The organism is Acinetobacter sp. AYS6, assembly GCF_025630795.1.
Classification (GTDB): Bacteria; Pseudomonadota; Gammaproteobacteria; order Pseudomonadales; family Moraxellaceae; genus Acinetobacter.
Window position 1 is genome coordinate 185,755 of sequence record NZ_JAOTNV010000009.1, and the last position, 22,996, is coordinate 208,750.

The following is a 22,996-nucleotide window of genomic DNA, read 5'->3' on the forward strand; positions in this document are numbered from 1 at the left end:
ATCCTGAAAGAGTCATGGATGATGTTCTTTCACGCTATTCTTTTAGAAAAATACCTCTTTAAAAAGAATAGTAAATCAAAAATAAATTTTAACTGATATAAGGTCTTATATGGAGTCAACCTCTGCGACTGCTGCTCCGGCGGTAGCCACTAATTCGAAAACACGGGTTCTGTTTGCAAGCTTAGTCGGTACAACTATTGAGTTCTTCGACTTTTATATCTATGCAACGGCTGCCGTTATTATTTTTCCTCACCTGTTTTTCCCTGCTAGTAGTGGCAGTGCCGCAGTCTTACAATCTTTAGCAACCTTCGCAATTGCCTTTATTGCCCGCCCCATCGGTGCAGCAATATTCGGTCATTTAGGAGACCGTATTGGTCGTAAAGCCACATTAGTTGCAGCTTTACTGACAATGGGTATTTCAACCGTCTGTATTGGTTTACTTCCAACCTATGCACACATCGGAATCTTCGCACCCTTACTATTGGCCGTATGTCGTTTAGGACAAGGCTTGGGTTTAGGTGGTGAATGGAGCGGTGCAGTATTACTCGCGACTGAAAATGCCCCAGAAGGGAAAAGAGCATGGTATGGCATGTTCCCACAGCTCGGTGCTCCAATTGGCTTTATTTTAGCAACTGGTTCATTTTTATTATTGAGTGCAACTATTCCTGAGCAAGCCTTTATGCAATGGGGCTGGCGTATTCCCTTTATTGCAAGTGCTGTATTAGTGATTGTGGGCTTATATATCCGTTTAAAGCTCCATGAGACGCCAGCATTCCAAAAAGTTTTGGATAAGCAAAAAGAAGTAAATATTCCATTTAAAGAAGTTATCACTAAACATACGGGTAAGCTGATTCTTGGTACGATTGCAGCAATCTGTACATTTGTCGTGTTCTATCTTACTACCGTATTTGCCTTAAACTGGGGAACCACAAAGCTTGGCTATGCGCGTGGTGAATTCTTAGAACTTCAACTCTTTGCCACACTTTGCTTTGCTGCATTCATACCTTTATCTGCTATTTTTGCAGAAAAATTTGGCCGTAAAACAACTTCAATTGGCGTCTGTATTGCAGCTGCGATTTTCGGTTTGTTCTTCTCTAGTATGTTAGAGTCTGGAAATACCTTAATCGTATTCCTTTTCTTATGTACTGGCTTGGCAATTATGGGATTGACTTATGGTCCAATTGGTACAGTTCTTTCTGAACTTTTCCCAACTTCAGTGCGTTATACAGGTTCAGCATTAACGTTTAACTTGGCTGGTATTTTTGGTGCGTCATTTGCGCCACTTATTGCAACGAAGCTTGCTGAAACTTATGGTTTATATGCGGTTGGTTATTATCTTACCGCGGCATCCCTTTTATCACTCATCGCGTTCTTACTCATTCGTGAAACAAAAAATGATGATGTGAATAATCAGATCTAAAAATTAGAAATTCTTATATAAAAAAAGCCGGTTCATGATTGACCGGCTTTTTTTATAAATATATGACTTAATTTATTGATGCTGGATTCGAAGGTGCAATGCTATTCGTTACAGCAGGAGCTGTTAAATTGCTTGCTGCAACAGCAGCTGGTCCGGCAACAGCAGCTTCACCAATGAGTGCCACTTTTGCTTTTTCTTGGCTCTTCGCAGATAAAGCAGGATTAGTTGCCACAATGCGATTAATATTTGCTGAATTTGCTGGAGCAATCGCTGTAGTTTGTAAAATAATTGGGCGATTACCTGTATTACCCAACGTATAGCGAATGCCTGTACGCGGACTAATCACTGTTGTATTTTCTTGCTTCACTACAGCCTGAGCCGAAGTTGGCCCTTTTGCTGCAAGTACTTTATCAACCGTTGTCGTTTGAGGGGCTGAAGTTGCTTCTGCTGCGAAAACAAAACTAGGCACAGCAAGAACAGTTAAAAATAAAGGTTGTAATACTTTTTTCATTGTCTTTCCAACATACACTCTGGATGAGAAGTAAATAGCATTTAATGCTTAAAACTGCAAACATTATTCACAGGCTTACTACAAACATAAAAAAAGCAGAACAATTGTTCTGCTTTTTTTCGTAAGGCAGATTAGATCTTACCGTGACATTGTTTATATTTTAGGCCAGATCCACATGGGCATGGCGCATTGCGACTTTCTGGAACAGGGAAAGCTTGCTGATCATCAGACTCGTTCATGGTTTCTTGAGAAAGTGTAACTTCTCCAGTTAAACCATCTACATCATCATGTTCAAAAGAAAGCTTCATCGATTCAGCTTGCTGCTGCTGTTGAGCTTCCATTTCTGCAAGTTCTTCTGGTGTTGGGATATGTACGCGAGACAGATCAGTCACAACATCAGTTTTAATAATACCCAGCATATTTACAAACAGGTTGAAAGCTTCCTTCTTGTATTCCTGTTCAGGATTCTTTTGCGCATAGCCACGTAAGTGAATACCTTGTCGCAAATAATCCATTGCAGCTAAGTGATCTTTCCAATGACGATCAAGAGAGTTTAAAACGAAGTGACGTTCAAGCATTGCTGCTGATTCATCACCCATTTGAGCGCGGCGTTGACGATAGCGCTCAATCACTTCATCACTGATTCGCTCAACCAAACCTTCTTCATCTAGACGGCGATCTTGATCTAACCATTCTTGAATTGGTAGCTCAATACCTAAATCAATACGTAAAGCGTTTTCTAAACCTTCAACATCCCACTGGTCATGAATCGACTCTGGCGGAATAAAGTTAGCAATCACGCCTTTCATCACTTCATGATGCATTTCTTCAACGTATTCTTTTAAAGTATTTTCAGCTAACACTTCATCACGTTGTGAATAAATGATCTTACGTTGTTCATTATTCACATCATCGTATTTCAATAAGTTTTTACGAATATCAAAGTTACGCGCTTCAACTTTACGCTGAGCGTTCTCAATTGAACGACTCACCATTTTATGTTCAATCGCTTCGTCTTCTTTTAAACCCATTGCGCGCATCATTCCAACGACACGGTCACCTGCGAAAATACGCATAAGGTCATCTTCAAGAGACAAATAGAAACGAGAAACACCAGGGTCACCCTGACGGCCCGCACGACCACGTAATTGGTTATCAATACGACGTGATTCATGGCGTTCAGAACCAATGATGTGCAAACCACCTGCTTGCAATACATCTTCGTGGTCTTGTTCCCATTGTGCTTTCAGACGTGCTTCATCTTCAGCAGTAGGGTTTTCAAGCTTGGCAAGTTTCGCCTTCCAGTTACCACCCAAGATAATGTCAGTACCACGACCAGCCATGTTCGTTGCAATCGTTACTGCATTCGGGCTACCTGCCTGAGCAATAATGTCAGCTTCACGCTCATGTTGCTTTGCATTCAAAACTTCGTGGTGAATACCAGCCTGCATTAACTTAGAAGATAGAATTTCACTGGCTTCAATGGTTGCTGTACCAATCAGAATCGGAGCAACACCCTGCTGACGAATATTCATAATTTCTTGAATAATCGCATTGTATTTACCGTTACGGTTTAAATAAATTAAATCGTTTTGGTCGTTACGAATCATTGGACGGTGAGTTGGAATAATCACCACGTCAAGGCCATAAATTTCTTTCATTTCCGCAGCTTCAGTATCAGCAGTACCTGTCATACCTGAAAGCTTTTTATATAGACGGAAGTAATTCTGGAATGTTGTGGTCGCTAAAGTCTGGTTTTCAGGTTGAATTTCCAAACCTTCTTTCGCTTCAACTGCTTGATGCAAACCTTCTGACCAACGACGACCTGGCATTGTACGGCCAGTATGTTCATCAACAATCACGACTTCACCATCGTGAATAATATAGTGAACATCGCGCTGGAATAAGAAATGTGCACGAATAGCGGCAGATACATGGTGAACAAGGCTGAGATTCGTTGCTGAATATAAGCTTTCCCCTTCGGCCAACAGCCCCATCTGAATGAGTTCTTGTTCAACAGTTTCATAACCAATTTCAGTCATTTCAACTGAACGCTGCTTTTCGTCAATCCAGAAATGCCCACCATCTACCACTTTTTCTTCTTTTTGCGGATGTAATTTAGGGGGAATTGTATTAATTGCAGCATACAGATGCGAAGAGTCTTCACTTTGACCAGAAATAATTAATGGTGTACGTGCTTCGTCAATCAAGATTGAGTCAACTTCATCGATAATGGCATAGTGCAAGCCACGTTGTTTCTTTTCTGCTAAAGAAAACACCATGTTGTCACGTAAGTAGTCAAAACCGAATTCGTTATTGGTACCATACGTAATATCAGCAAGATAAGCTTCCGCTTTTTCAGACGGGCCTTGCATTGAATAGATCGTACCAATCGATAAACCCAAAAATTCAAATAATGGGCGGTTCAACTCAGCATCACGTTGTGCCAAATAATCGTTCACAGTAATCACATGAACGCCTTCGCCACTTAATGCGTTTAAATAACACGCCAAAGTACCCATCAGGGTTTTACCTTCACCGGTACGCATTTCGGCAATTTTACCTTCATGTAAGGTAATACCACCAATAAGCTGAACGTCATAGTGACGCATGCCCATTACACGCTTGGCTGCTTCACGACAAACTGCAAACGCTTCTGGAAGTAATTTATCTAAACTTTCGCCATTATTATAACGTTGTTTGAATTCTGGAGTTTTTGCAGATAAGTCTGCATCGCTTAAAGCTGATATCGTCGGCTCGAGCGCATTGATTTGCTCAACAATTTTGCGCATGCGTTTGAGTTCGCGCTCATTTTTTGTACCGAAGATACCTCCGATCAGACTTGCCAACATGGATAAACTCTCTAAATCTTGCTTGGTCAAATGAATAAACTTTTTCTCAGTCGTTTATTATGGTGCCAGAAATTTGAAGTACAAGGGGTTTGCACAAAACCCCTAAAAAAAATCTGATAGTTAGACGAATGGTTTTATCATTCCTCTAGTCCCCCGTAATGTGCCTTGCACCTAAAAACGTAACATTAGCGCTCATCTATTACGCATAACTTCCGAGAAATCTAATTTAGCAAATTTACCTTAAAGTTACATTGATTAAGCATATAAAATAGTGAGTTTTAGTCATATATATTTACACTTATATAAAAAGTTCATAATAAAATACAAAAACAATAATTTTAATCATAAAGTAAATGCTGCATATTCATTAGAACACATAACAAATTATGAGCAATTAAGGAACGACCATGACACTACGATTAGGAGACACTGCCCCCGATTTTCAACAAGAATCGAGCGAAGGCACTATTCATTTTTATGATTTTCTAGGAGATAGTTGGGGAATCTTATTTTCACATCCAGCCGACTATACTCCAGTATGTACAACAGAGTTAGGCTACACAGCAAAATTAAAAGATGAATTTGAAAAACGTAATGTTAAAGCGATTGCACTGTCAGTAGATGATGTAGAGTCTCATAAGGGTTGGATCAATGACATTAACGAAACACAAAATACAACTGTAAACTTTCCAATCATTGCAGATAAAGATCGTAAAGTATCTGAGCTATATGATTTCATCCATCCTAATGCCAGTGAAACGCTCACCGTTCGTTCTTTAGTGATTATTGACCCAAATAAAAAAGTTCGTTTAATTATTACCTATCCTGCTTCAACAGGTCGAAATTTTAATGAAGTCTTACGTGTTGTTGACTCATTACAATTAACCGATAAGCATAAAGTCGCTACGCCTGCGAACTGGCAACAAGGCGAAGATGTCGTTATTGTGCCTTCACTTAAAGATGAAGAAGAAATTAAACAACGTTTCCCTAAAGGTTATACAGCGGTTAAGCCTTATCTACGCTTAACGCCACAGCCTGAGCAAGATTAAAGCTTTTAAAAAGGCTTTAATTGAAGCGCAAGACAAGCGAAGCGCGTAGGCAAGCATTCGAAAAGTTGGCTACGAGATAAACGAAGCGCGTAGTAAATCTTAAGCAAAATAAGTAAATATCCCACCCTTGAAAAGTCATCCAACGCGATGGCTTTTTATTTATGTATTGAATACACATGGTTTTTACTGTTCAGATCAGTTATAACTCGAAGCGATTCGGTATAAAAAATAAAAATTATGATCTATAAAATTCATCATTTAAAGTGTGGCAGCATGTGCCCAGTTTGCGCTCCACTCTTTGGTCAAAAAGGTTTCCGGGCTGAAGTCATCTGTCACTGCCTTCTGGTTGAAACTGATCGGGGTCTAGTGCTTATCGATACAGGTTTTGGCTTGCAAGATTACTTACATATGAAACAACGCCTAGGTTCATTAGTTAAACGTTTAGGCAAAATTGAGCCTAACCTTGAGTTTAGTGCTATTCAGCAAATTCAAAAGCTCGGGTTTAATCCAAAGGATGTACAACACATCTTTGTCACTCATCTTGATTTTGATCATGCAGGCGGAATTTCAGATTTTCCACATGCCACTGTGCATGTTTTAGCAGCAGAATATAACGCAGCCCAACTTCCTAATTTTAAGGGCAAACTTCGTTATAGAACCAATCAATATAAAGATCATCGCTACTGGAACTTTGTTGAATATCAGCAAGGTGAAGCATGGTTTAACCTCGAAAAAGTAAAAGGCTTTCCTCAGTTTCAAGATGAAATTTTAATGGTGCCTCTATTAGGGCATTCAGCCGGCCATTGTGGAATTGCGATAAAACAACAAAATCAATGGTTATTATTTTGTGGGGATGCCTACTACTCTCACCTAGAGCTAAACCCTAAAAATAAATTAAGATCACTCAGTCTGCTGGAAAAAACATTTGCAGAGGATAATGAGAAACGCCTTGTTAATCTCAAACGCTTACAGCATTTAGCTCAACATGAGCCAACGATTGAAATAATTTGTGCTCATGATCCTTATGAGCTTAACCGGTATCAAAAATGAAAAAATTAACGCTCATCACACTGCTCATCTGTATAAATTTACAGGGATGTATGCAGCATGAAAATATTGCACATGAGCATCGACCACAAGAATGGGACACTATAGTCGCGCAGACTCATAATTTTTATCAAATTAGTAATGATGTTTTTCGCAGTGAACAACCCGATGCAGCGATGATTCCTGAGTTAAAACGTAATCGAATTGGAACTATTATTAATTTAAGAGCTAAAGATGCAGATACTTTAGTTTTTAAAAATGAAAACTTTAATCTTGTGCATATTCCTATCAATACATGGGCTATTGACCGACAAGACTTATTAGAAGTCATGCAACAAATTAAGATTGCAAAACAGAATAATCAACGTGTCTTATTGCACTGCTACCATGGTTCAGACCGTACAGGAGCTAGTGTTGCGATGTATCGAATTATTTTTGAGAATTGGGCAATTGATGATGCGATTAAAGAAATGAAACAAGGGGGTTATGGTTATCATATTATTTGGAAGAACATTGACCGTTTATTTACACCTGAAAATGTAAGATGGATTCAACAGCAACTGTCGAATCCATCTTAATAATTTTTTGAGTGTAAACTTTGATTTGACTAGCGTTGGTCTAACGGCACCCAATCAATGACCCAAGCCGATTTCATATTTAAACTTGAATCAGAAGTAATTTTCTTACGGGCTGCATCTGCTGTATCACGATCTTTCGCAGGTCCTACCATAATACGGATTCCCTTACTAGTTTGACTCGTGGTTACCTTATAGCCTTTAGCTCGTAATTTAGAAACAACGGCATCTGCGTTTGCTTGGTTAGCAGCCAATGCAACCTGCACCATCCACTTTTTATCACCATTTTCAAGCAGTTCACGTGCTTTTTCAGCTTCGGCTTTTTTATCTGCTTCAGCTTTGCGTTTTGCTTCAGCTGCTTTCTTATCGGCTTCTGCTTGGCGTTTTGCTTCAGCTGTTTTCTTATCAGCTTCTGCTTGGCGTTTTGCTTCAGTTGATTTTCTATCTGCTTCTGCCTGACGTTTTGCTTCAGCTGCTTTCCTATCAGCTTCTGCCTGTCGCTTTGCTTCAGCTGCTTTCTTATCAGCTTCTGCTTGGCGTTTTGCTTCAGTTGCTTTCTTATCAGTTTCGGCTTGGCGTTTTGCTTCAGCTGCTTTCTTATCAGCTTCTACTTGGCGTTTTGCTTCAGCTGCTTTTTTGTCTGCATCTATTTTTGAAGTATCAGTTGGTTTATTCGCCGTATTGGTTTGCTGATTTTTAGCTTTCGCCTCACCCACTAACTCTGGTGGAATATTATCTGAACTTTCTTGCGCTGCTGTACGACGTGCATTAATTGCAGCGTACTCTGCTGCAGCTTTACGAGCCGCATCAGCTTCAGCTTGCTGCTGCATTGCTAAAAACTCCGCTGCACGTGCTTCTTGTTCTGCAACAGCTTTTTCACGTGAACGACGTTGTTCTTCTAGCAACCGCTTTTCTGTTTCAACATCAACCGCTAGAGGTTGTAGTTGTACCATTTGTCCTTCGGTTGCTTGTTTTGGTTTAGTTTGAGCTTTTGGCGATGTGGATGCGGGTGGTTGAACTTCAACCTGTTTTATTTCCTCATTTCCTTTTAGAAGTAATGCTGCCAATAAAACACCACCTCCCAGTAAAACAACACCACCCATCCAGCGTTGTTTGTTATTCATTGACATTCTTCCAAATACTCCCAAATCGCTTCTAAAGTATGAAACGAACCACAGGCCAAAATCAGCTGATTGTTATTTGTTTGCTCAAGCGCTGATTTAAAAGCCTCTTTGATATTGCCATATTGTTGTACTCTCTGACCTTGCAAGGCATCATTGAGTTGCTGAATTGATGCAGCACGCGGCACATTCAACTCAGCAATTTTCCAATGTAAAACAGTAGGTTTCAATAAATCGACTACTGATTTTATATCTTTATCTGCCAGCATTGAAAATACTGCGACAACTTCTGTGTACTGTTTATTGTATTCTAAGAAATTTCGCAATTGCTTTAACAAAAATTCAACACCATGTGGATTGTGTCCGGCATCAAAAATTACCGTTTTCCCTTCCACTTGACGCTGTTCAAAACGTCCTGCTAAACGTGCAGCTCGAATACCTTTTTCTAAAGCAGACTGAGAAATTTCAAGTCCGCTATTTAAAATAGCTGCAACCGCTCCCGCAATATTTTCAATAGCTAAATGACCTAAAGGAAGCTTTAAAGTGGTTCCTTCTGAGGCAAAGTACCAGTTCTGTCCATCATCGGCGAGTTTATAAAAATAATCACGATTAACGGTACATAAAATTGCTTGCGTACTTTCTACTTTATCTTGAATTGCTTGCGGTAAAAGCTGTTCGCCAGCAAAGACAACTGGAATTTGTGGACGAATAATGCCTGCTTTTTCAAAAGCAATTTTTTCGATAGTATCGCCCAACCAGTCAGTATGATCTAAGCCAATATTAGTAATAACTGCAACGTCGGGATCAATGACATTAACGACATCTAAACGCCCGCCCAAACCGACTTCGAGCACCCATACATCACATTGTTGTTGTTTAAAAATAACAAAAGCAGCCAAAGTGGTTGCTTCAAAAAAAGATAAGCTTAAATCACAATCGCGACGAGCCTGATCGACTTGAACAAAAGCATCAATCAGACTTTGATCATCGACTTCGACTCCACCCAATTTGACTCGCTCATTAAAGCGATAGATATGCGGTGACTGATATAACCCAACTTTATAACCCTGTGCGTTTAATATCGCGGCCAGTGTGGTTGTAGTTGAGCCTTTACCATTCGTTCCGGCTACTGTAAAAACTTTAGCAGTAGGCTGAGTTACACCCAGCTTTTCTGCAACAGGAATTACACGTTCCAGACCAAGATCTATCCCTGTAACGTGAACATGGCTCCAATAATTGAGCCATGTATCTAAAGAGTCTATTGAAAGTGGAGCTTGTTGATTCAAGGTAAGTTCATCAATTTCGATACAAGTCGAGATACAGTATCACGTAAAGCATGACGATGAACAATCTGATCGATTACACCATGATCAAGCAAATATTCAGCACGTTGGAACGGCTCTTCTAGCGTTTCACGTACAGTCTGCTCAATTACACGTTTACCAGCAAAGCCAATCATCGCTTTAGGTTCAGCAATATGAATATCGCCCAACATTGCTAAAGAAGCAGTTACACCACCATACACCGGATGTGTTAACACCACGATATAAGGTAAGCCTGCATCTTTTAATCTTTGAATCGCAGCCGAAGTACGCGCCATTTGCATAAGTGACAACATGCCTTCTTGCATACGTGCGCCACCAGAAGCTGCGAAACAGATCAATGGTTGACGTTTTTCAATAGCAAGTTCAGCAGCCTGAACAAAACGGTCGCCTACTACAGTACCCATAGAGCCGCCCATAAAGTCGAACTCAAAAGCACAAGCAATCATATCCACGCCATTTAAATTACCTTGCATGGCGATTAAAGCTTCTGTTTCACCAGTTTTGCTTTGCGCTTCACGCATGCGTTCTGGATATGGCTTGGTGTCGACAAACTTTAACGGATCTTTCGCGCTAAATTCTTGCCCTAATTCTGCTACGACATTGTCGAAGAACCAGTTCAAACGATCACGAGCTTTCATTCGTAAGTGTTCATCACACTGTGGACAAACATATGCATTGAAAGAGATTGCTGTACGTGTCACTAGAGCATGACATTCAGGGCATTCAATCGTTGGCTCAGTAAATGTTGCTTTGAGAATTTGTTGCTCATTTGCGACTTCAATACCTGGAACCGGACGTTTTGTCCATGGTGTCGAAGGGCTAAGAACTTTCCCTGATTTCACTTCTTGATTCATACTAACTCATCGAGCGCTGCTCGAAGCTCCTTGACTTTATTCACCGTCTGTTCAACAGCGTCATCCGCTGCCAACGTTGCAAAATTTTTAACGAAAGCACTACCTACAATCACAGCATCAGCAACGCTACCCATTGCTTTTGCTGAAGCAGCATCACTGATACCAAAACCAACACCTACTGGAATATCAGTGGCATTTTTGATTTTTTGAATACGTGCAGCAGCTTCTGCCGTATCTAGTGTTGCGGCTCCCGTTACACCCTTAAGTGAAACATAGTAGATAAATCCACTTGCCTGATTTGCCACATGCTGAATGCGTTGGTCTGTAGAAGTGGGTGCGAGCAAGAAGATTTGATCCATGTCATGTTGCTTCAACACAGCACCAAACTCTTTTGACTCTTCTGGCGGTAAATCCACCAGTAATAAGCCATCTACACCACACTCTTTCGCATGAGAAACAAACTTCTCGTAACCAATCACTTCAACCGGATTCAGATAACCCATTAAAACAACAGGTGTATCCTGATCCTGTTCACGGAACTCCTTTACCATATTAAGAGCATCTAATGTGTTAGTCCCTGCTGCAAGCGCACGTTCAGCTGCAAGCGCAATTACTGGACCATCGGCCATTGGATCTGAAAATGGTAAACCAAGCTCAATGACATCTACTCCTGCCGCAACCATTTTATGCAGTAACGGAACTGTTACTTGCGGTTGTGGATCACCCGCCATGACATAAGATACAAGCGCTTTACGTTGTTGGGACTTAAGCTTTTCAAAACGGGTGGCAAGACGTGACATAGGGTTGTGCTTTCCTTGAATTATTTAAAATTGAGGAGTTGTTTGTAGAAATACAAGAACATCGCATTTTAACGCTATTTTTTGTCCATTGAACAGGTCTAACGTTATGGCGATATTCGATTGTATGATTCATACAACCCATGGCGTACATTTATCAATATTTTGAAACTTTTCTCAATGATCAAAGCTTCCTATTTTCGAGCCATTATTAGATCGTCATCTGAATAGAAAATCGCCACAGAAAGGCTATTTTATTGCATTTTTATTTGTTAGCTGTAATTGTCTTTTTCTTGCTAATAGAGTTTGTCCTGTCAAATTTTTATGGGCACGTGCAAGTGCTGACTGGTCCGAATATCCCAATTGTTCAGCAATTAAAGTGAGGCTGGCATTTTGGTTAAGTAATATCTCACAGCGTCTCATACGCTCTGCATCTAAAATTAATTTAAATGAAGTGTTTAATGACTGTAGTTGGCGCTGCAAACTTCGTACTGAAATATTCAACTCGATGGCAATATCTTCTATTTTAGGGGCCTGCTGCCTTTGCTTAAAATATTCATGAACAATCCAATGAATTTGCTGAGCTAAATCTGTATGTATTTTACGCTGAGCTAACGCTTCTTCTGCCTGTTTCACCAAAAGTTGTATTAAGGTCGGGTCTGCATGCTGAGGGCGTATACTTAATCCCTCACTTGCAAAAGTTAATGCATAGTAAGGTTTTTCAAATGATAATTTGCATTGAAAGAAACGCTGATAGTGCACTAACGGACCACGTGCACGGTGAACGAACTCAACTTGTTGCAAGAGAAAATCATGTAGTGGAGCTATCTGTTTAGCAAGCTGTACCATCGCTGCCAAGGTCAATTCACAAAGTATGATATTGCTGTCATCAACCAAGGGCCAATACAAACGAATTTTTGAAGCATCTTGCTCAATTTGCATAGGTACCACTTGCTCACCGTCAATCACCAGACGGTGAAACTTCATAATGTATTCAAGAACCTCTGCAAAACTGCCACTTCGGGATGCCATATAGCCCAACACTCCAAAATTGGCAGGTGTAATGCAAGTGGCCATTTCCAGAGCTAAATTGGAAACTTGTAGCTGAGATTCGGTTAGCTCTAAAAGCTCAAGAAAAAAAGTTAAAGATGATTGAGCATCAATAGACGAAGCTAAAATATTTTGAATTTGGCGGGCCTGAACATCCGTCAGATTTAATGCCTGCCAGTCCATTTTCCTTTCTTTTAAGTAAGTATTCCAAAGGTAAAAATATCCATTTGAAATCGTAAAATCCTGCATGGCGCATCCTTTTTTTACTGCCATCTTGTCGCAAACTGTATAAAAATTGGCAATAACTGTCAAAACAAAGCCGACTAGCCGCGACATACTAGTAAACAAGTTAGATGCGAGAAATAAAAATATGAACGCACATGTTTCTTATCAAGTCGAGCCAGTGGTTCGTAAAGATCTAGATTTTCACTTAAACGAAGCACCTCGCTTTTGGTTTAATAATGATCCTTTTTTGACTCGTATGTTTGATGCACTCAGCTTAACCTTTCCAGATGGAGAGCGTTATTTTATCGAATGTGTTCGTATGTTCCGAGACAAAATTGATGATCCAGAACTACAAAAACGAGTTGTGGACTTTATTAAACAAGAAGCTCAACACGGTATTGCTCATGACAAAATGAATCAGCTCATGAAAGAGCAAGGTATGCCTGTTGACCAATTCACAACCACACTAAAAAGAATTTTTCGTTTTGAACTTACCAAACGCTCACCGCAATACAATATTGCGATGACGGCGGCGGCAGAACATTTAACTGCATTAATGGCAGAAACCTTTTATAGCAATAAAAAAACATTGGAAAATGCACATCCGTATGTCCGAGCGCTGTTTGCATGGCATGCCATTGAAGAGATGGAGCACCGAGATGTTGCTTTTGATGTTATGAAACAGGTCGGTGAAGTACCAGAGTCGACTCGTCGTTTTGTATTAGTTCTTACGACGGTTCTGATGTTTGGTTTTACGCTCTATCGCACGAATATCATGTTGAAATGTGATGGCTTTAGTTCTAGAGAACGACTTTTAATGAACCTTAAAGGCTTACCTTGGTTCTTTGGTAAAAATGGCACATTAACCGCCATGAAAAGCCAATATTTAGATTGGTTTAAAAAAGATTTTCATCCAAGTCAACATCCGGTCATTCGTCAATACCCTGTTTGGATTGAAACACTCGAAAAGACAAATGACCCTATTGCAGCTGGTGAAGCATTTTGGCAAGCAGGTTTATAACCTGCTTGTTACCATTTTGCATAATGTTGTTCGAGTAAACCGTATTGCTCATTGCAATTGATTATATCGGTTGCCTCATGCTCAATCGTGCCGCTAATTTTAGCTTGCCACTGATTGAACTGGCTTCCAATCATTCTTAAATTAATATTTTCGTATCGACACCAACCAATATGGACCTGTAGATTAAGTTTTTGATCTAGAGAGCTAATTTTCCAAAGCTCATCATTTACTTTTTCAAATAAAACATCAGTCAGTGGAAATAAAACTCCGTTAATCCATAAGCAATTTTCATTACCAAAGCTTTCATTAACCCCTGAAGCTAAATTTAAACCGATACGCCGCCCTTGCTCATCCCAGAAATTACATGAAAGCCAGAACCAAGCCGTTTCAGGTCGCAAAAAGCCACAAGTATCATCTAGCGATGCAAAAGTCTTTTCATCAAATTGTACAACTTGGTTTTGTTTATTAATAAACATCCCCTCTACACCTAGCGTGGTCTGCTTTTGGGTATAGGTCCAACCGTTAATTCCTGTCGGTGTACACAAACTTAAGATATCGGTTCCAGCACAAAAAATTCGAGCGCTAAGTTGAATCTCGCCATATTTAGTGACTCGAATGTATCGCACACCATTGCCATGCTGGATATCAAACTGATAAGGCGATTTAGAAAAATAGCTTTGATTAAACAACGGCTGTTCATCAAGATAGGTTTTATGTCCTAAAGGCTGAATTGCATTCCACTCAATGACCTGCTGAGTTTCATGATCATAAATATAGAAAAAACCATGCCCAACCCAGCCGATATCTGCAATTGCCAGACCAATACTATAGTGTTTATGTTGAATGCCGCAGAATTTAAATTTCTTATATTTTAATTGCTTACGCCAGCCTTTTAAGACCTTACCATAAGGCGTTTTATAAATATAATGTTGTACATGAATGGTTGACGGTACAGATTCAAAACGCCCGTAACGAGGCTGTCCATTTTCTTGAATTAAATCCATTTACCCACTTCCATATGAATATTAGATTTCAAATGACCTATACCACGGTCAAATACGTATTTTCCCAAATCGTTGCAGCAAAATCGCCTTTTATTAAATGAATATAGCGCCCTGCTACACAATCTATCGCTAAGCAGTCATCAATATCAATGACTCGATCTGTGTGTGGTTTTTGCCACTGTTGATCTATAAATTGTTTACCTAATTGTTTAGCAATGACAGTATTTGGTGCAACTACAAACTCATAACGGTGAAGTTCACCGAATTCACGAGCATTATATCCACCCAGATTAATTAAATATAATTTTAAATCATCTGGTTGTGGAGCAGCATCTGTAAAATGAATTTGATAATTTTGCCCTTGAGAGCTAACACCAGAGAGTTTAGCCCAAGCATCAATATGTAATCCTTGAGTCTCACCAAACCAAGCCTGTTTAAGTTGAGGATAAACTTCTTCCAAAGTATCCCCTACAGCCATGACTACATCATGAACTTCTGTATTAGCGCGTGCATGACGCCCACCTAACATCACCATAAACAAGCTTGGCATTATAGTTCTCTTACATCTCGACCATTTCTACGCCATCAATGCGTGCAACTGTCATTAAATCTTTATCACCACGGCCTGAAACAGTCGCAATAATAATCTGATCTTTAGACATTGTTGGTGCAAGCTTAGAAACGTATGCCATTGCGTGCGAGCTTTCAAGTGCAGGGATAATCCCTTCGATTTTGGTTAAATCACGGAAACCTTGCAGAGCTTCTGTATCATTAATCGGCACGTATTCTACGCGTTTCATATCTTTCAAGAAGCTATGTTCAGGACCAACACCCGGATAATCTAGGCCCGCTGAGATACTATGTGTCTCAATAATCTGACCTTGCTCATCACTCATCAAGTAAGTACGGTTACCGTGCAATACGCCCACATGGCCTGCATTTAACGGCGCGGAGTGCTTACCAGTTTCAATACCCAAACCAGCAGCTTCAACACCATACATTTTCACGTTGGTATCGTTTAAGAATGGATAGAACAAGCCCATTGCATTTGAACCGCCACCCACACATGCAACCAATGCATCTGGTAAGCGACCTGCTTGCTCCAAGATCTGTTTACGTGCTTCACGGCCAATAATCGACTGGAAGTCACGAACGAGTTGAGGATATGGATGTGGGCCTGCAACTGTACCAATTACATAGTACGTCGTATCAACGTTGGTTACCCAATCACGCATCGCTTCGTTCATGGCATCTTTCAGCGTTTTAGAACCACTTTGTACAGGAACAACTGTGGCACCCAACAAACGCATACGATAAACGTTCATCGCTTGGCGCTTAACGTCTTCGGCACCCATATAAACAACACATTCAAGCCCTAAACGCGCTGCAATTGTTGCAGTTGCTACACCATGTTGCCCAGCACCAGTCTCGGCAATAATACGTTTTTTACCAGAAAGCTTTGCTAATAATGCCTGTCCAATCGTGTTATTTACCTTATGTGAGCCTGTATGGTTCAAGTCTTCACGTTTAAGATAAATTTGCGCACCACCTAACTCTTTTGACCATCGCTCAGCATAATAAAGTGGACTAGGACGACCTACATAGTAGGCGAGATCGCGGTCGAATTCTGCCAGAAACTGTTCATCATTTTTCATGCGAGAATAGAGACTTTCTAAATCTTCTAATGCCGCCATTAAAGTTTCTGACACAAAACGTCCGCCATGGATACCAAAATGCCCTGCAGCATCTGGGTACTGTGTATAGTCAATCACATTGTTTTGCTGATCCACGTTGGACTCCTTGCATAAATCGTTCAATGAGTTGTTGGTCTTTTATACCTTTTGCGGATTCTACGCCTCCGCTCACATCTACTGCAAAAGCACCGGTAGTATGAATAGCGTCAATGACATTGTCAGGGGTTAACCCGCCTGCCAAGATTAATGGAATATCAAGTTTTGGAAATTTAGACCAGTCAAACTGATGTCCTGTACCGCCTTTAAGCTCAGGATGCCACGCATCGAGCAATACAGCACTGGCTCCTGCCGCCTGATATTTTTGAATTTCAGCAATTACATCTAAATCAGGTTTAACCTGAATCGCTTTATACCAGCGACGTTTACAATGGCGAGCTATTTCCTGACATTGTTCTGGAGTTTCATCGCCATGTAGTTGTAATACATCTAGGGGAACACAATCAAGTACATCCTGAATTTCAGTGGCACTTGCATTAACAAACAGACCAACCATTTGTACATAAGGTGGAATTACTTTTGCTAATTCTTGGGCCTGTTCAACTGTTACATGTCTTGGGCTTGGCGGGAAAAAAACAAAACCTATCGCATCTGCTCCAGCAGTAACAACTGCCTGAACATCTTGAATGCGAGTAATTCCACAGATTTTTGCGCGTGTACGTTTTTGGTTTGAAGGGCTCATGATCTGCCTAAACTACAACCATTTCTTAAAATAAACGCCATTGTAATGCAATTTTTGTCCCTTGCGTAAAAGTTCTCTGGGAATTGGACTAAATGACATTGTATGAAATAAATCGCCACTTTATACTGCGTAAAATTAGAAGCAAGTGTAAGCAATTAATGCTTTAGGGAAGCTGGTGAAAGTCCGGCACTGCCCCCGCAACGGTAACAATGTAAAGCATATTTTTTAAGTCGCTATCGACTTACACCACTGCAGTAATGTGGGAAGGTGAATATGTCCATAAATTAAATATGGCGTTGAAGTCCGGAGACCTACTTGTTTCATCTATCTACCCGATCATTCACGTGGGGTGAATGTATGGAGCATGTTATGTCTAAGACTTTTCAACCTACTCGTCTGGTAGGGGCTATCGCTATTGCGATGGGGTTTTCACCTGTTATTTTTGCTGAAGATACAACGAACGCAACTCAGCTTGATCCAATTGTAATCACTGCTTCAAAAAGTGCTGAAAAAGCGAGTGAGGTTCCGGCGCGAATTTCAGTGATTTCTAAAGAAGAAATTGAAAAAAATCCTGCTTTAAATCTATCTGATATCTTGCAAAAAGATGCATCTATTTATGTAAAACAAAATGGTGGTCTTGGGCAAGGTACTAATCTTTTGATTCGTGGTACAAATCCAAATCATGTACTGTTATTAAAAGATGGGGCACGTCTAAATACTCCAAATACCCTTTCCCCAATTTATCCTGAACTTTTAGATACAACTAATCTTGACTGCATTGAAATCTTAAAAGGTCCTGCATCAGTTCAATATGGTACTGATGCGATTGGTGGTGTGATCCAAATGATTACATCTACACCTGAAAGAAACTCTGCATTCGTTACAGGTATTTATGGTGAGGATAATACGTATAAGGCGATTATTGGAACAGATTTAGTCAGTGATGCAGGATTCTTTGCTCAGATTCGTGGGCAAAGTATGGAAAGTGATGGAACACATATTTTCAACACACAACCAGACAATTTAAAAGCTGCTTATGATCAAAAAGGTTATAGCGCAAAATTAGGTTATGACAATAAGAATAATTTAAATACAAGTGTTGAAATTTCTCAAAATAAGGGCGCTAATAATTATTCAGACAATGGTGGCATAAGCAATACAGCTAAACGTGAGTTTGACAATCAGTTAGTCAGTACCAGAGTCGAATACAAACCGACATCTAATATCACTATCAATACAAGATATTCTAATTTTAAAGATACACAAGAGTATCGTGAATCATCACCTTATCATGCTGACACTAAACGCAATGAAGGTGATTTAAATGTTAAGTGGCAATTTACACAGGCACAAAATATCTTGGTTGGCGCAAGTATTGATAATACAGAGTATCAGGATGCCTCTATTTTAAATGGAAAGCAAGATATTGATTCTACTGGCTATTATCTACAACACCAATATAAAACTGATAAAATCAGCACGCAATTAGGCGTACGCCTCGAAGATAATGAAAAATTTGGAACACATAATGTGGGGCAAGGAGCTGTTCGTTATTTTGTATTACCGTCAACCAGTATTTATGCAAATATCGGAACAGCTTTTAGAGCTCCTTCACTTACTGAATTGTATTATCACAGCGAAGCTGATTATGGTTCTGGTGGAATTTATCATACTTATGGGAATACCAATCTAAAACCAGAAGAAAGTACTTCATATGAAATTGGCTTAGACCATCAGTTTACTCCTGCATTAACAGCATATTTATCGGTATACAAAACAGACGTCAAAAATTTAATTGCATCAAGTTCTAGTTTTGATGCTGCAACTAACACAACGACAAGTACTTATGAAAATCTAAACAAAGCACAATTTTCTGGTGGAGAGGTTGGTTTTAAATGGAAACAAGATGATCTATTTTTATCGACTGAATATGCCTATGTAAAAACCGAAAATAAAGAAACTGGTTTAGAGATTGCTTATCGTCCTAAGCAAACACTCACCTTAACTACAGGTTTAGAAAATACTGTTTACGGTATCAGTGCTTCACTTATTGCCCGCTCTAACTCTAATGCTCAAAATAGTGCTAATCCACAAAAAGTCCCAGGCTATGCTACTGTCGATTTAAATGCTTACTGGAATATCAATCCAAACGTTAAAGTATTTACTAATATCGAAAATGTGGGTGATTCTGAATATAAAACGGTTTACAACTTTGGTAATTGGTATGTGAATGGTGGCCGCCAAGCTTCTGTTGGGGTCACTTTCCGTTATTAATTTTTCACTCTGATTATAAAAATATTTTCTTAACTCCAGTTTCGGGGTAATGTTCTGACCGACATTATCCCTTTTTTATGTTCAGGATATCCATCATGGGACACCGTTTAAGCAAAATCTATACACGCACAGGCGACTCAGGCACAACAGGTTTAGGCGATGGTTCTCGTGTTGCCAAAGATGATTTACGAATTGCAGCACTTGGTGATGTCGATGAACTCAATGCCATTATTGGGGTACTTCGTGCTCAAATCACAGCTAGTCAAGTGACCAATAAAGCGGATTGGGATAAAAGCCTGAGTCTTGTTCAACACTGGCTTTTTGATTTAGGGGGAGAGGTTTGTATTCCAAACTACAATTTGCTTGAGCCTGTTTGTATTGAATTTCTTGAAAAAGAAATTGACCGTATGAATGAAGACTTGCCGATGCTTAAAGAATTTATTCTCCCGTCTGGTTCTTTATCTTGCAGTTATGCCCATCAAGCCCGTGCCGTTTGCCGCCGCGCAGAACGATCACTGCTGTCGGTACAAACACGCGACCAAAATATTCAAACCACGGCGCTCCAACTTTTAAACCGCCTGTCTGACTGGTTGTTTGTCGCATCTCGTGCTTTACAACGTGCGGAAGGTGGACAAGAAGTGCTTTGGCAAAAAAATATTAATGAGATTATTTAAAAATAGATTAGATTAAGAATGGTCTCTGTTCTTTTGAGAGACCATAGTCAAAATATTTCATAGAAGAAAATTATGCGCATTATTGGTCATCGTGGTGCACGCCGAGAAGCTCCTGAAAATACACTAGGTGGGTTTCAGCACATAAAAAATTTAGGTATTCGTGGTGTCGAATTTGATATTCGTCAACTTCAAGACGAAGAGTTGGTCGTGATCCATGATGATAATTTTTTACGTACAGCTGGAGTCGACCACATTGTTGAGCAATCTAATTTGGCTCAAGCGTTGTCATTTGATCATCGTCAAAACTGGCCTGACTGGCCAAATTCAGAACCAACACCTACCCTTACAGGCGTTTTAAAATTACTTGATAACTTTGAACATATTGAAGTTGAAGTTAAAGCTGTAAGAGACATGGCTTTAGCAGAAAAAATTGTTGAAAAGCTTGAGATTGAATTACAGGGTTATGAAAAAGTTGTCACTATCACAAGTTTTGATCTTCAAATTTTAACGGCCTTAGGTGAGATAAATTCTCAATTTAAACGAGGCTTATTGGTTGAGCTTCCAGTGGGTGCAATCGCAATTGAACTCGCTCATCAATATGGTTGCTGTCATATTGGCTGGCATGATCAACTCGCAACAGATGAAATGATTCAACTTTCCCAGCAGGCCGATTTAAATATTAGTGTCTGGACAGTCAATGATGTAGAAAGAGCAAAAAGGCTCAAGGATTTAGATGTACAAGGGCTAATTACAGATATTCCAACCACGATGTTACAAGCCCTATAAATATAAAAAAGGTGGTAAACCCACCTTTTATTTCTTTTGTGCCTGAATAAGGCGTTGTCCACTCTGATCGAGCAGATATAAGGTATTACCTACTAACTGGAAGCGTTGAATACGTTGTAAAGCATCCACCAACTCTGCCTCTTGAGCCAAAGCACCATCACAGCTTAAATGCCCTGCATTTACCTGCATATCAAGTTTTTGCTGGCTGAAATCAAATGTATATCGACCAAAAACGCCGTTACAGCCAGTATGGCCTGATACTGTTTTGATCGCAGAATTTAAAGAAAGAGTCGGCCACTGTGTAAAGAATTTTGCTTTATGACCACTGATTTGAGTGATCTGCCAATCAATATCTTGAATGCCATCGGTACTCACTCGCTTTTTTACAACTGGAGGTTGAACATGATGAACTGTTTTTTTTGTTTGAACTTTTTTTGTATTTTGATCGGGGGCACTTTGACATGCGGCTAATACAAGACTGATTGTGACCAAGATACACTTCAATGATAATTTTCTTGCAATATCAATGCTGTTCTTTTTTTTCAATCGTTGTACGTTCATTAAACAACTTCTCCTACTTGAAAAACTCTGTGACATAGTTTAAATCTGTTACCGTTCTTTCAATACATCTGTACAATAATGTTAGTGATTCTCACTAAGCACGTGCTAATATGAGGGATAGAATAGCAATATATCTTGATGATTGGTTTTGCTATGTCGTTTTGTCTTTGTACCTTGTCTAACAAGGATTCTAGGAGCGCTGCCGGATATGACTTCCGCCCCACTCAAAGCCCCAATTAACTGGACCGCTAGCATTACCTTAATTGGTTTACCAATTCTTGCCGCAATCATAATCCCGATTTACGCGTATTATTATGATTTTAGTGTAAGCGCATGGGTAAGCTTATTTTTTCTTTTAGCTCTAAGTAGTATGGGGATTACTGCTGGTTATCACCGCCTGTGGGCTCACCGAGCTTACGAAGCGTCGTTACCGCTTAAAATTCTTTTAATGATCGGTGGAACATTTGCCGTGCAAAATAGTATTTTGTTTTGGGCATCTGGTCACCGTACCCACCATCGTCATGTTGATGATGTTGACGAAGATCCATATTCAATTGAGCGTGGTTTTTGGTATGCCCATATGGGTTGGATGATCCGTGATCATTCACCATCTGAGCCTGACTTTAAAAATGCACCTGACTTGCTCAATGATAAATTGGTTATGTTCCAGCATAAATACTACGGTTTACTCGTAGTTGCAGTTCACGTTGGAATTTTAGGTTTAATTGGTTGGGCAACTGGCGATTTATGGGGTGTAGTTCTCATAGGTGGTCTATTGCGTTTAATCATTAGCCATCAAGTGACTTTCTTCATTAACTCGCTTTGCCACATGTGGGGTAAACGTCCTTATACAGACGAAAACTCAGCACGTGATAATTTCTGGTTAGCTATCGCCACTTGGGGCGAGGGTTACCACAACTACCACCATATCTTCCAATACGATTATCGTAATGGGGTAAAATGGTGGCAATATGACCCAACAAAATGGTTGATTTGGTCTTGTTCTAAACTTGGTTTAGCTAAAAATTTACGTCGTATTCCAAGCTTTAATATTAAGAAAGCTGAACTGGCGATGAAGTTTAAATATGCCGAGCAAGATCTTGCTATTTATGGTCATGATGTAAATGCTGACATTAGTCAAATGAAGCAACGTATTGCACAAGAATACGAAGCATTTACTCATACTTTAAATGATTGGGCAAAACTTAAAGAACAAGAGTTGCAAGTGAAAAAAGCAGCAATGGCTGAAAAGATTCATAGAATGGATCACAAGCTTAAAGTTGATTTTCAATTGCTTGAACACCGTCTAAGTCATCACCGCGAATGCTTAGAAACACTTATGCGTAGTGTTAAAAAGAATACTAATGTGGTATCAGACTAAAATAAATTCTGATCTAAAATAGCTCTTTCGGGAGCT

At 39.8% G+C, this 22,996-nt stretch carries 21 protein-coding genes and 1 riboswitch; of the genes, 9 read left to right on the top strand and 12 right to left on the bottom strand.

Features of this window, described 5'->3' with window-relative positions:
- Positions 1–109: 109 nt before the first annotated feature.
- Entirely contained in the window at positions 110–1,420 is a 1,311-nt protein-coding gene (locus OD757_RS15350) for an MFS transporter (protein WP_004789185.1), read from the top strand.
- 67 nt (positions 1,421–1,487) lie between these two features.
- Here OD757_RS15350 and OD757_RS15355 read toward each other — a convergent pair whose 3' ends face one another.
- Together OD757_RS15355 and secA are read right to left on the bottom strand one after the other, a co-directional pair.
- The gene (locus OD757_RS15355) at positions 1,488–1,931 is read right to left on the bottom strand and encodes a hypothetical protein (protein WP_204389097.1); all 444 of its coding nucleotides are present in this window, start codon (positions 1,929–1,931) and stop codon (positions 1,488–1,490) included.
- 131 nt (positions 1,932–2,062) lie between these two features.
- Positions 2,063–4,783: a preprotein translocase subunit SecA gene (secA, locus tag OD757_RS15360; protein ID WP_009389430.1), complete on the bottom strand. Its 2,721-nt coding sequence runs from the start codon at positions 4,781–4,783 to the stop codon at positions 2,063–2,065.
- A 407-nt stretch (positions 4,784–5,190) separates the two neighbouring features.
- Here secA and OD757_RS15365 point away from each other — a divergent pair, with 407 nt between their 5' ends.
- From OD757_RS15365 to OD757_RS15375, 3 genes are all read left to right on the top strand, one after another.
- Positions 5,191–5,832, top strand: a complete 642-nt coding sequence (locus OD757_RS15365; RefSeq protein ID WP_009389675.1) for a peroxiredoxin — start codon at positions 5,191–5,193, stop codon at positions 5,830–5,832.
- Positions 5,833–6,069: 237 nt separating this feature from the next.
- Positions 6,070–6,882 (top strand): MBL fold metallo-hydrolase, encoded by an 813-nt coding sequence (locus tag OD757_RS15370; RefSeq protein ID WP_263032397.1) that lies wholly within the window; start codon positions 6,070–6,072, stop codon positions 6,880–6,882.
- On the top strand, positions 6,879–7,457 hold the full coding sequence (locus OD757_RS15375; RefSeq protein ID WP_263032398.1) for a dual specificity protein phosphatase family protein: 579 nt from the start codon (positions 6,879–6,881) through the stop codon (positions 7,455–7,457). Before OD757_RS15370 ends, OD757_RS15375 begins: the two co-directional genes overlap by 4 nt.
- 29 nt (positions 7,458–7,486) lie before the next feature.
- Here OD757_RS15375 and OD757_RS15380 read toward each other — a convergent pair whose 3' ends face one another.
- From OD757_RS15380 to OD757_RS15400, 5 genes are all read right to left on the bottom strand, one after another.
- Positions 7,487–8,584 (bottom strand): SPOR domain-containing protein, encoded by a 1,098-nt coding sequence (locus OD757_RS15380; RefSeq protein WP_263032399.1) that lies wholly within the window; start codon positions 8,582–8,584, stop codon positions 7,487–7,489.
- Positions 8,575–9,861: a bifunctional tetrahydrofolate synthase/dihydrofolate synthase gene (gene folC, locus OD757_RS15385; protein ID WP_263032400.1), complete on the bottom strand. Its 1,287-nt coding sequence runs from the start codon at positions 9,859–9,861 to the stop codon at positions 8,575–8,577. Before folC ends, OD757_RS15380 begins: the two co-directional genes overlap by 10 nt.
- On the bottom strand, positions 9,858–10,754 hold the full coding sequence (gene accD / locus OD757_RS15390) for an acetyl-CoA carboxylase, carboxyltransferase subunit beta (protein ID WP_009389706.1): 897 nt from the start codon (positions 10,752–10,754) through the stop codon (positions 9,858–9,860). Before accD ends, folC begins: the two co-directional genes overlap by 4 nt.
- Positions 10,751–11,554, bottom strand: a complete 804-nt coding sequence (trpA, locus tag OD757_RS15395; RefSeq protein ID WP_049838105.1) for a tryptophan synthase subunit alpha — start codon at positions 11,552–11,554, stop codon at positions 10,751–10,753. Before trpA ends, accD begins: the two co-directional genes overlap by 4 nt.
- A gap of 246 nt (positions 11,555–11,800) precedes the next feature.
- A complete protein-coding gene (locus OD757_RS15400) occupies positions 11,801–12,850 on the bottom strand; it encodes an AraC family transcriptional regulator (RefSeq protein ID WP_263032401.1) in 1,050 nt (349 codons plus the stop codon).
- A 121-nt stretch (positions 12,851–12,971) separates the two neighbouring features.
- Here OD757_RS15400 and OD757_RS15405 point away from each other — a divergent pair, with 121 nt between their 5' ends.
- The gene (locus OD757_RS15405; protein WP_263032402.1) at positions 12,972–13,847 is read left to right on the top strand and encodes a metal-dependent hydrolase; all 876 of its coding nucleotides are present in this window, start codon (positions 12,972–12,974) and stop codon (positions 13,845–13,847) included.
- An 8-nt stretch (positions 13,848–13,855) separates the two neighbouring features.
- Here the strand turns inward: OD757_RS15405 and OD757_RS15410 are convergent, their stop codons facing one another.
- Genes OD757_RS15410 through OD757_RS15425 form a run of 4 tightly spaced genes read right to left on the bottom strand, consistent with a single transcriptional unit; the run spans position 13,856 to position 17,284 of the window.
- Positions 13,856–14,851 carry a DUF2804 domain-containing protein gene (locus OD757_RS15410; RefSeq protein ID WP_263032403.1) on the bottom strand — a complete coding sequence of 332 codons (996 nt, stop codon included), beginning with the start codon at positions 14,849–14,851 and terminating at the stop codon, positions 13,856–13,858.
- A 37-nt stretch (positions 14,852–14,888) separates the two neighbouring features.
- On the bottom strand, positions 14,889–15,401 hold the full coding sequence (locus tag OD757_RS15415) for a DUF1543 domain-containing protein (protein WP_263032404.1): 513 nt from the start codon (positions 15,399–15,401) through the stop codon (positions 14,889–14,891).
- 10 nt (positions 15,402–15,411) lie between these two features.
- Complete coding sequence (trpB, locus tag OD757_RS15420; RefSeq protein WP_263032405.1) at positions 15,412–16,641, bottom strand: tryptophan synthase subunit beta; 1,230 nt, start codon at positions 16,639–16,641, stop codon at positions 15,412–15,414.
- Positions 16,616–17,284 carry a phosphoribosylanthranilate isomerase gene (locus OD757_RS15425; protein WP_263032406.1) on the bottom strand — a complete coding sequence of 223 codons (669 nt, stop codon included), beginning with the start codon at positions 17,282–17,284 and terminating at the stop codon, positions 16,616–16,618. The genes trpB and OD757_RS15425 overlap by 26 nt, the downstream gene beginning before the upstream one ends.
- 126 nt (positions 17,285–17,410) lie before the next feature.
- Positions 17,411–17,618, top strand: a riboswitch (cobalamin riboswitch).
- Positions 17,619–17,641: 23 nt separating this feature from the next.
- On the opposite strand from OD757_RS15425, the gene OD757_RS15430 reads away from it, so the two are divergent.
- From OD757_RS15430 to OD757_RS15440, 3 genes are all read left to right on the top strand, one after another.
- Positions 17,642–19,558: a TonB-dependent receptor plug domain-containing protein gene (locus OD757_RS15430; protein ID WP_263032407.1), complete on the top strand. Its 1,917-nt coding sequence runs from the start codon at positions 17,642–17,644 to the stop codon at positions 19,556–19,558.
- Between the two features lie 95 nt (positions 19,559–19,653).
- On the top strand, positions 19,654–20,232 hold the full coding sequence (locus tag OD757_RS15435) for a cob(I)yrinic acid a,c-diamide adenosyltransferase (protein WP_009389416.1): 579 nt from the start codon (positions 19,654–19,656) through the stop codon (positions 20,230–20,232).
- Positions 20,233–20,304: 72 nt separating this feature from the next.
- A complete protein-coding gene (locus OD757_RS15440) occupies positions 20,305–21,018 on the top strand; it encodes a glycerophosphodiester phosphodiesterase (RefSeq protein ID WP_263032408.1) in 714 nt (237 codons plus the stop codon).
- A gap of 27 nt (positions 21,019–21,045) precedes the next feature.
- Here OD757_RS15440 and OD757_RS15445 read toward each other — a convergent pair whose 3' ends face one another.
- A complete protein-coding gene (locus tag OD757_RS15445; RefSeq protein ID WP_009389246.1) occupies positions 21,046–21,579 on the bottom strand; it encodes an META domain-containing protein in 534 nt (177 codons plus the stop codon).
- 208 nt (positions 21,580–21,787) lie between these two features.
- On the opposite strand from OD757_RS15445, the gene OD757_RS15450 reads away from it, so the two are divergent.
- The gene (locus OD757_RS15450; RefSeq protein WP_009389696.1) at positions 21,788–22,960 is read left to right on the top strand and encodes an acyl-CoA desaturase; all 1,173 of its coding nucleotides are present in this window, start codon (positions 21,788–21,790) and stop codon (positions 22,958–22,960) included.
- The last annotated feature ends 36 nt before the right edge of the window (positions 22,961–22,996 follow it).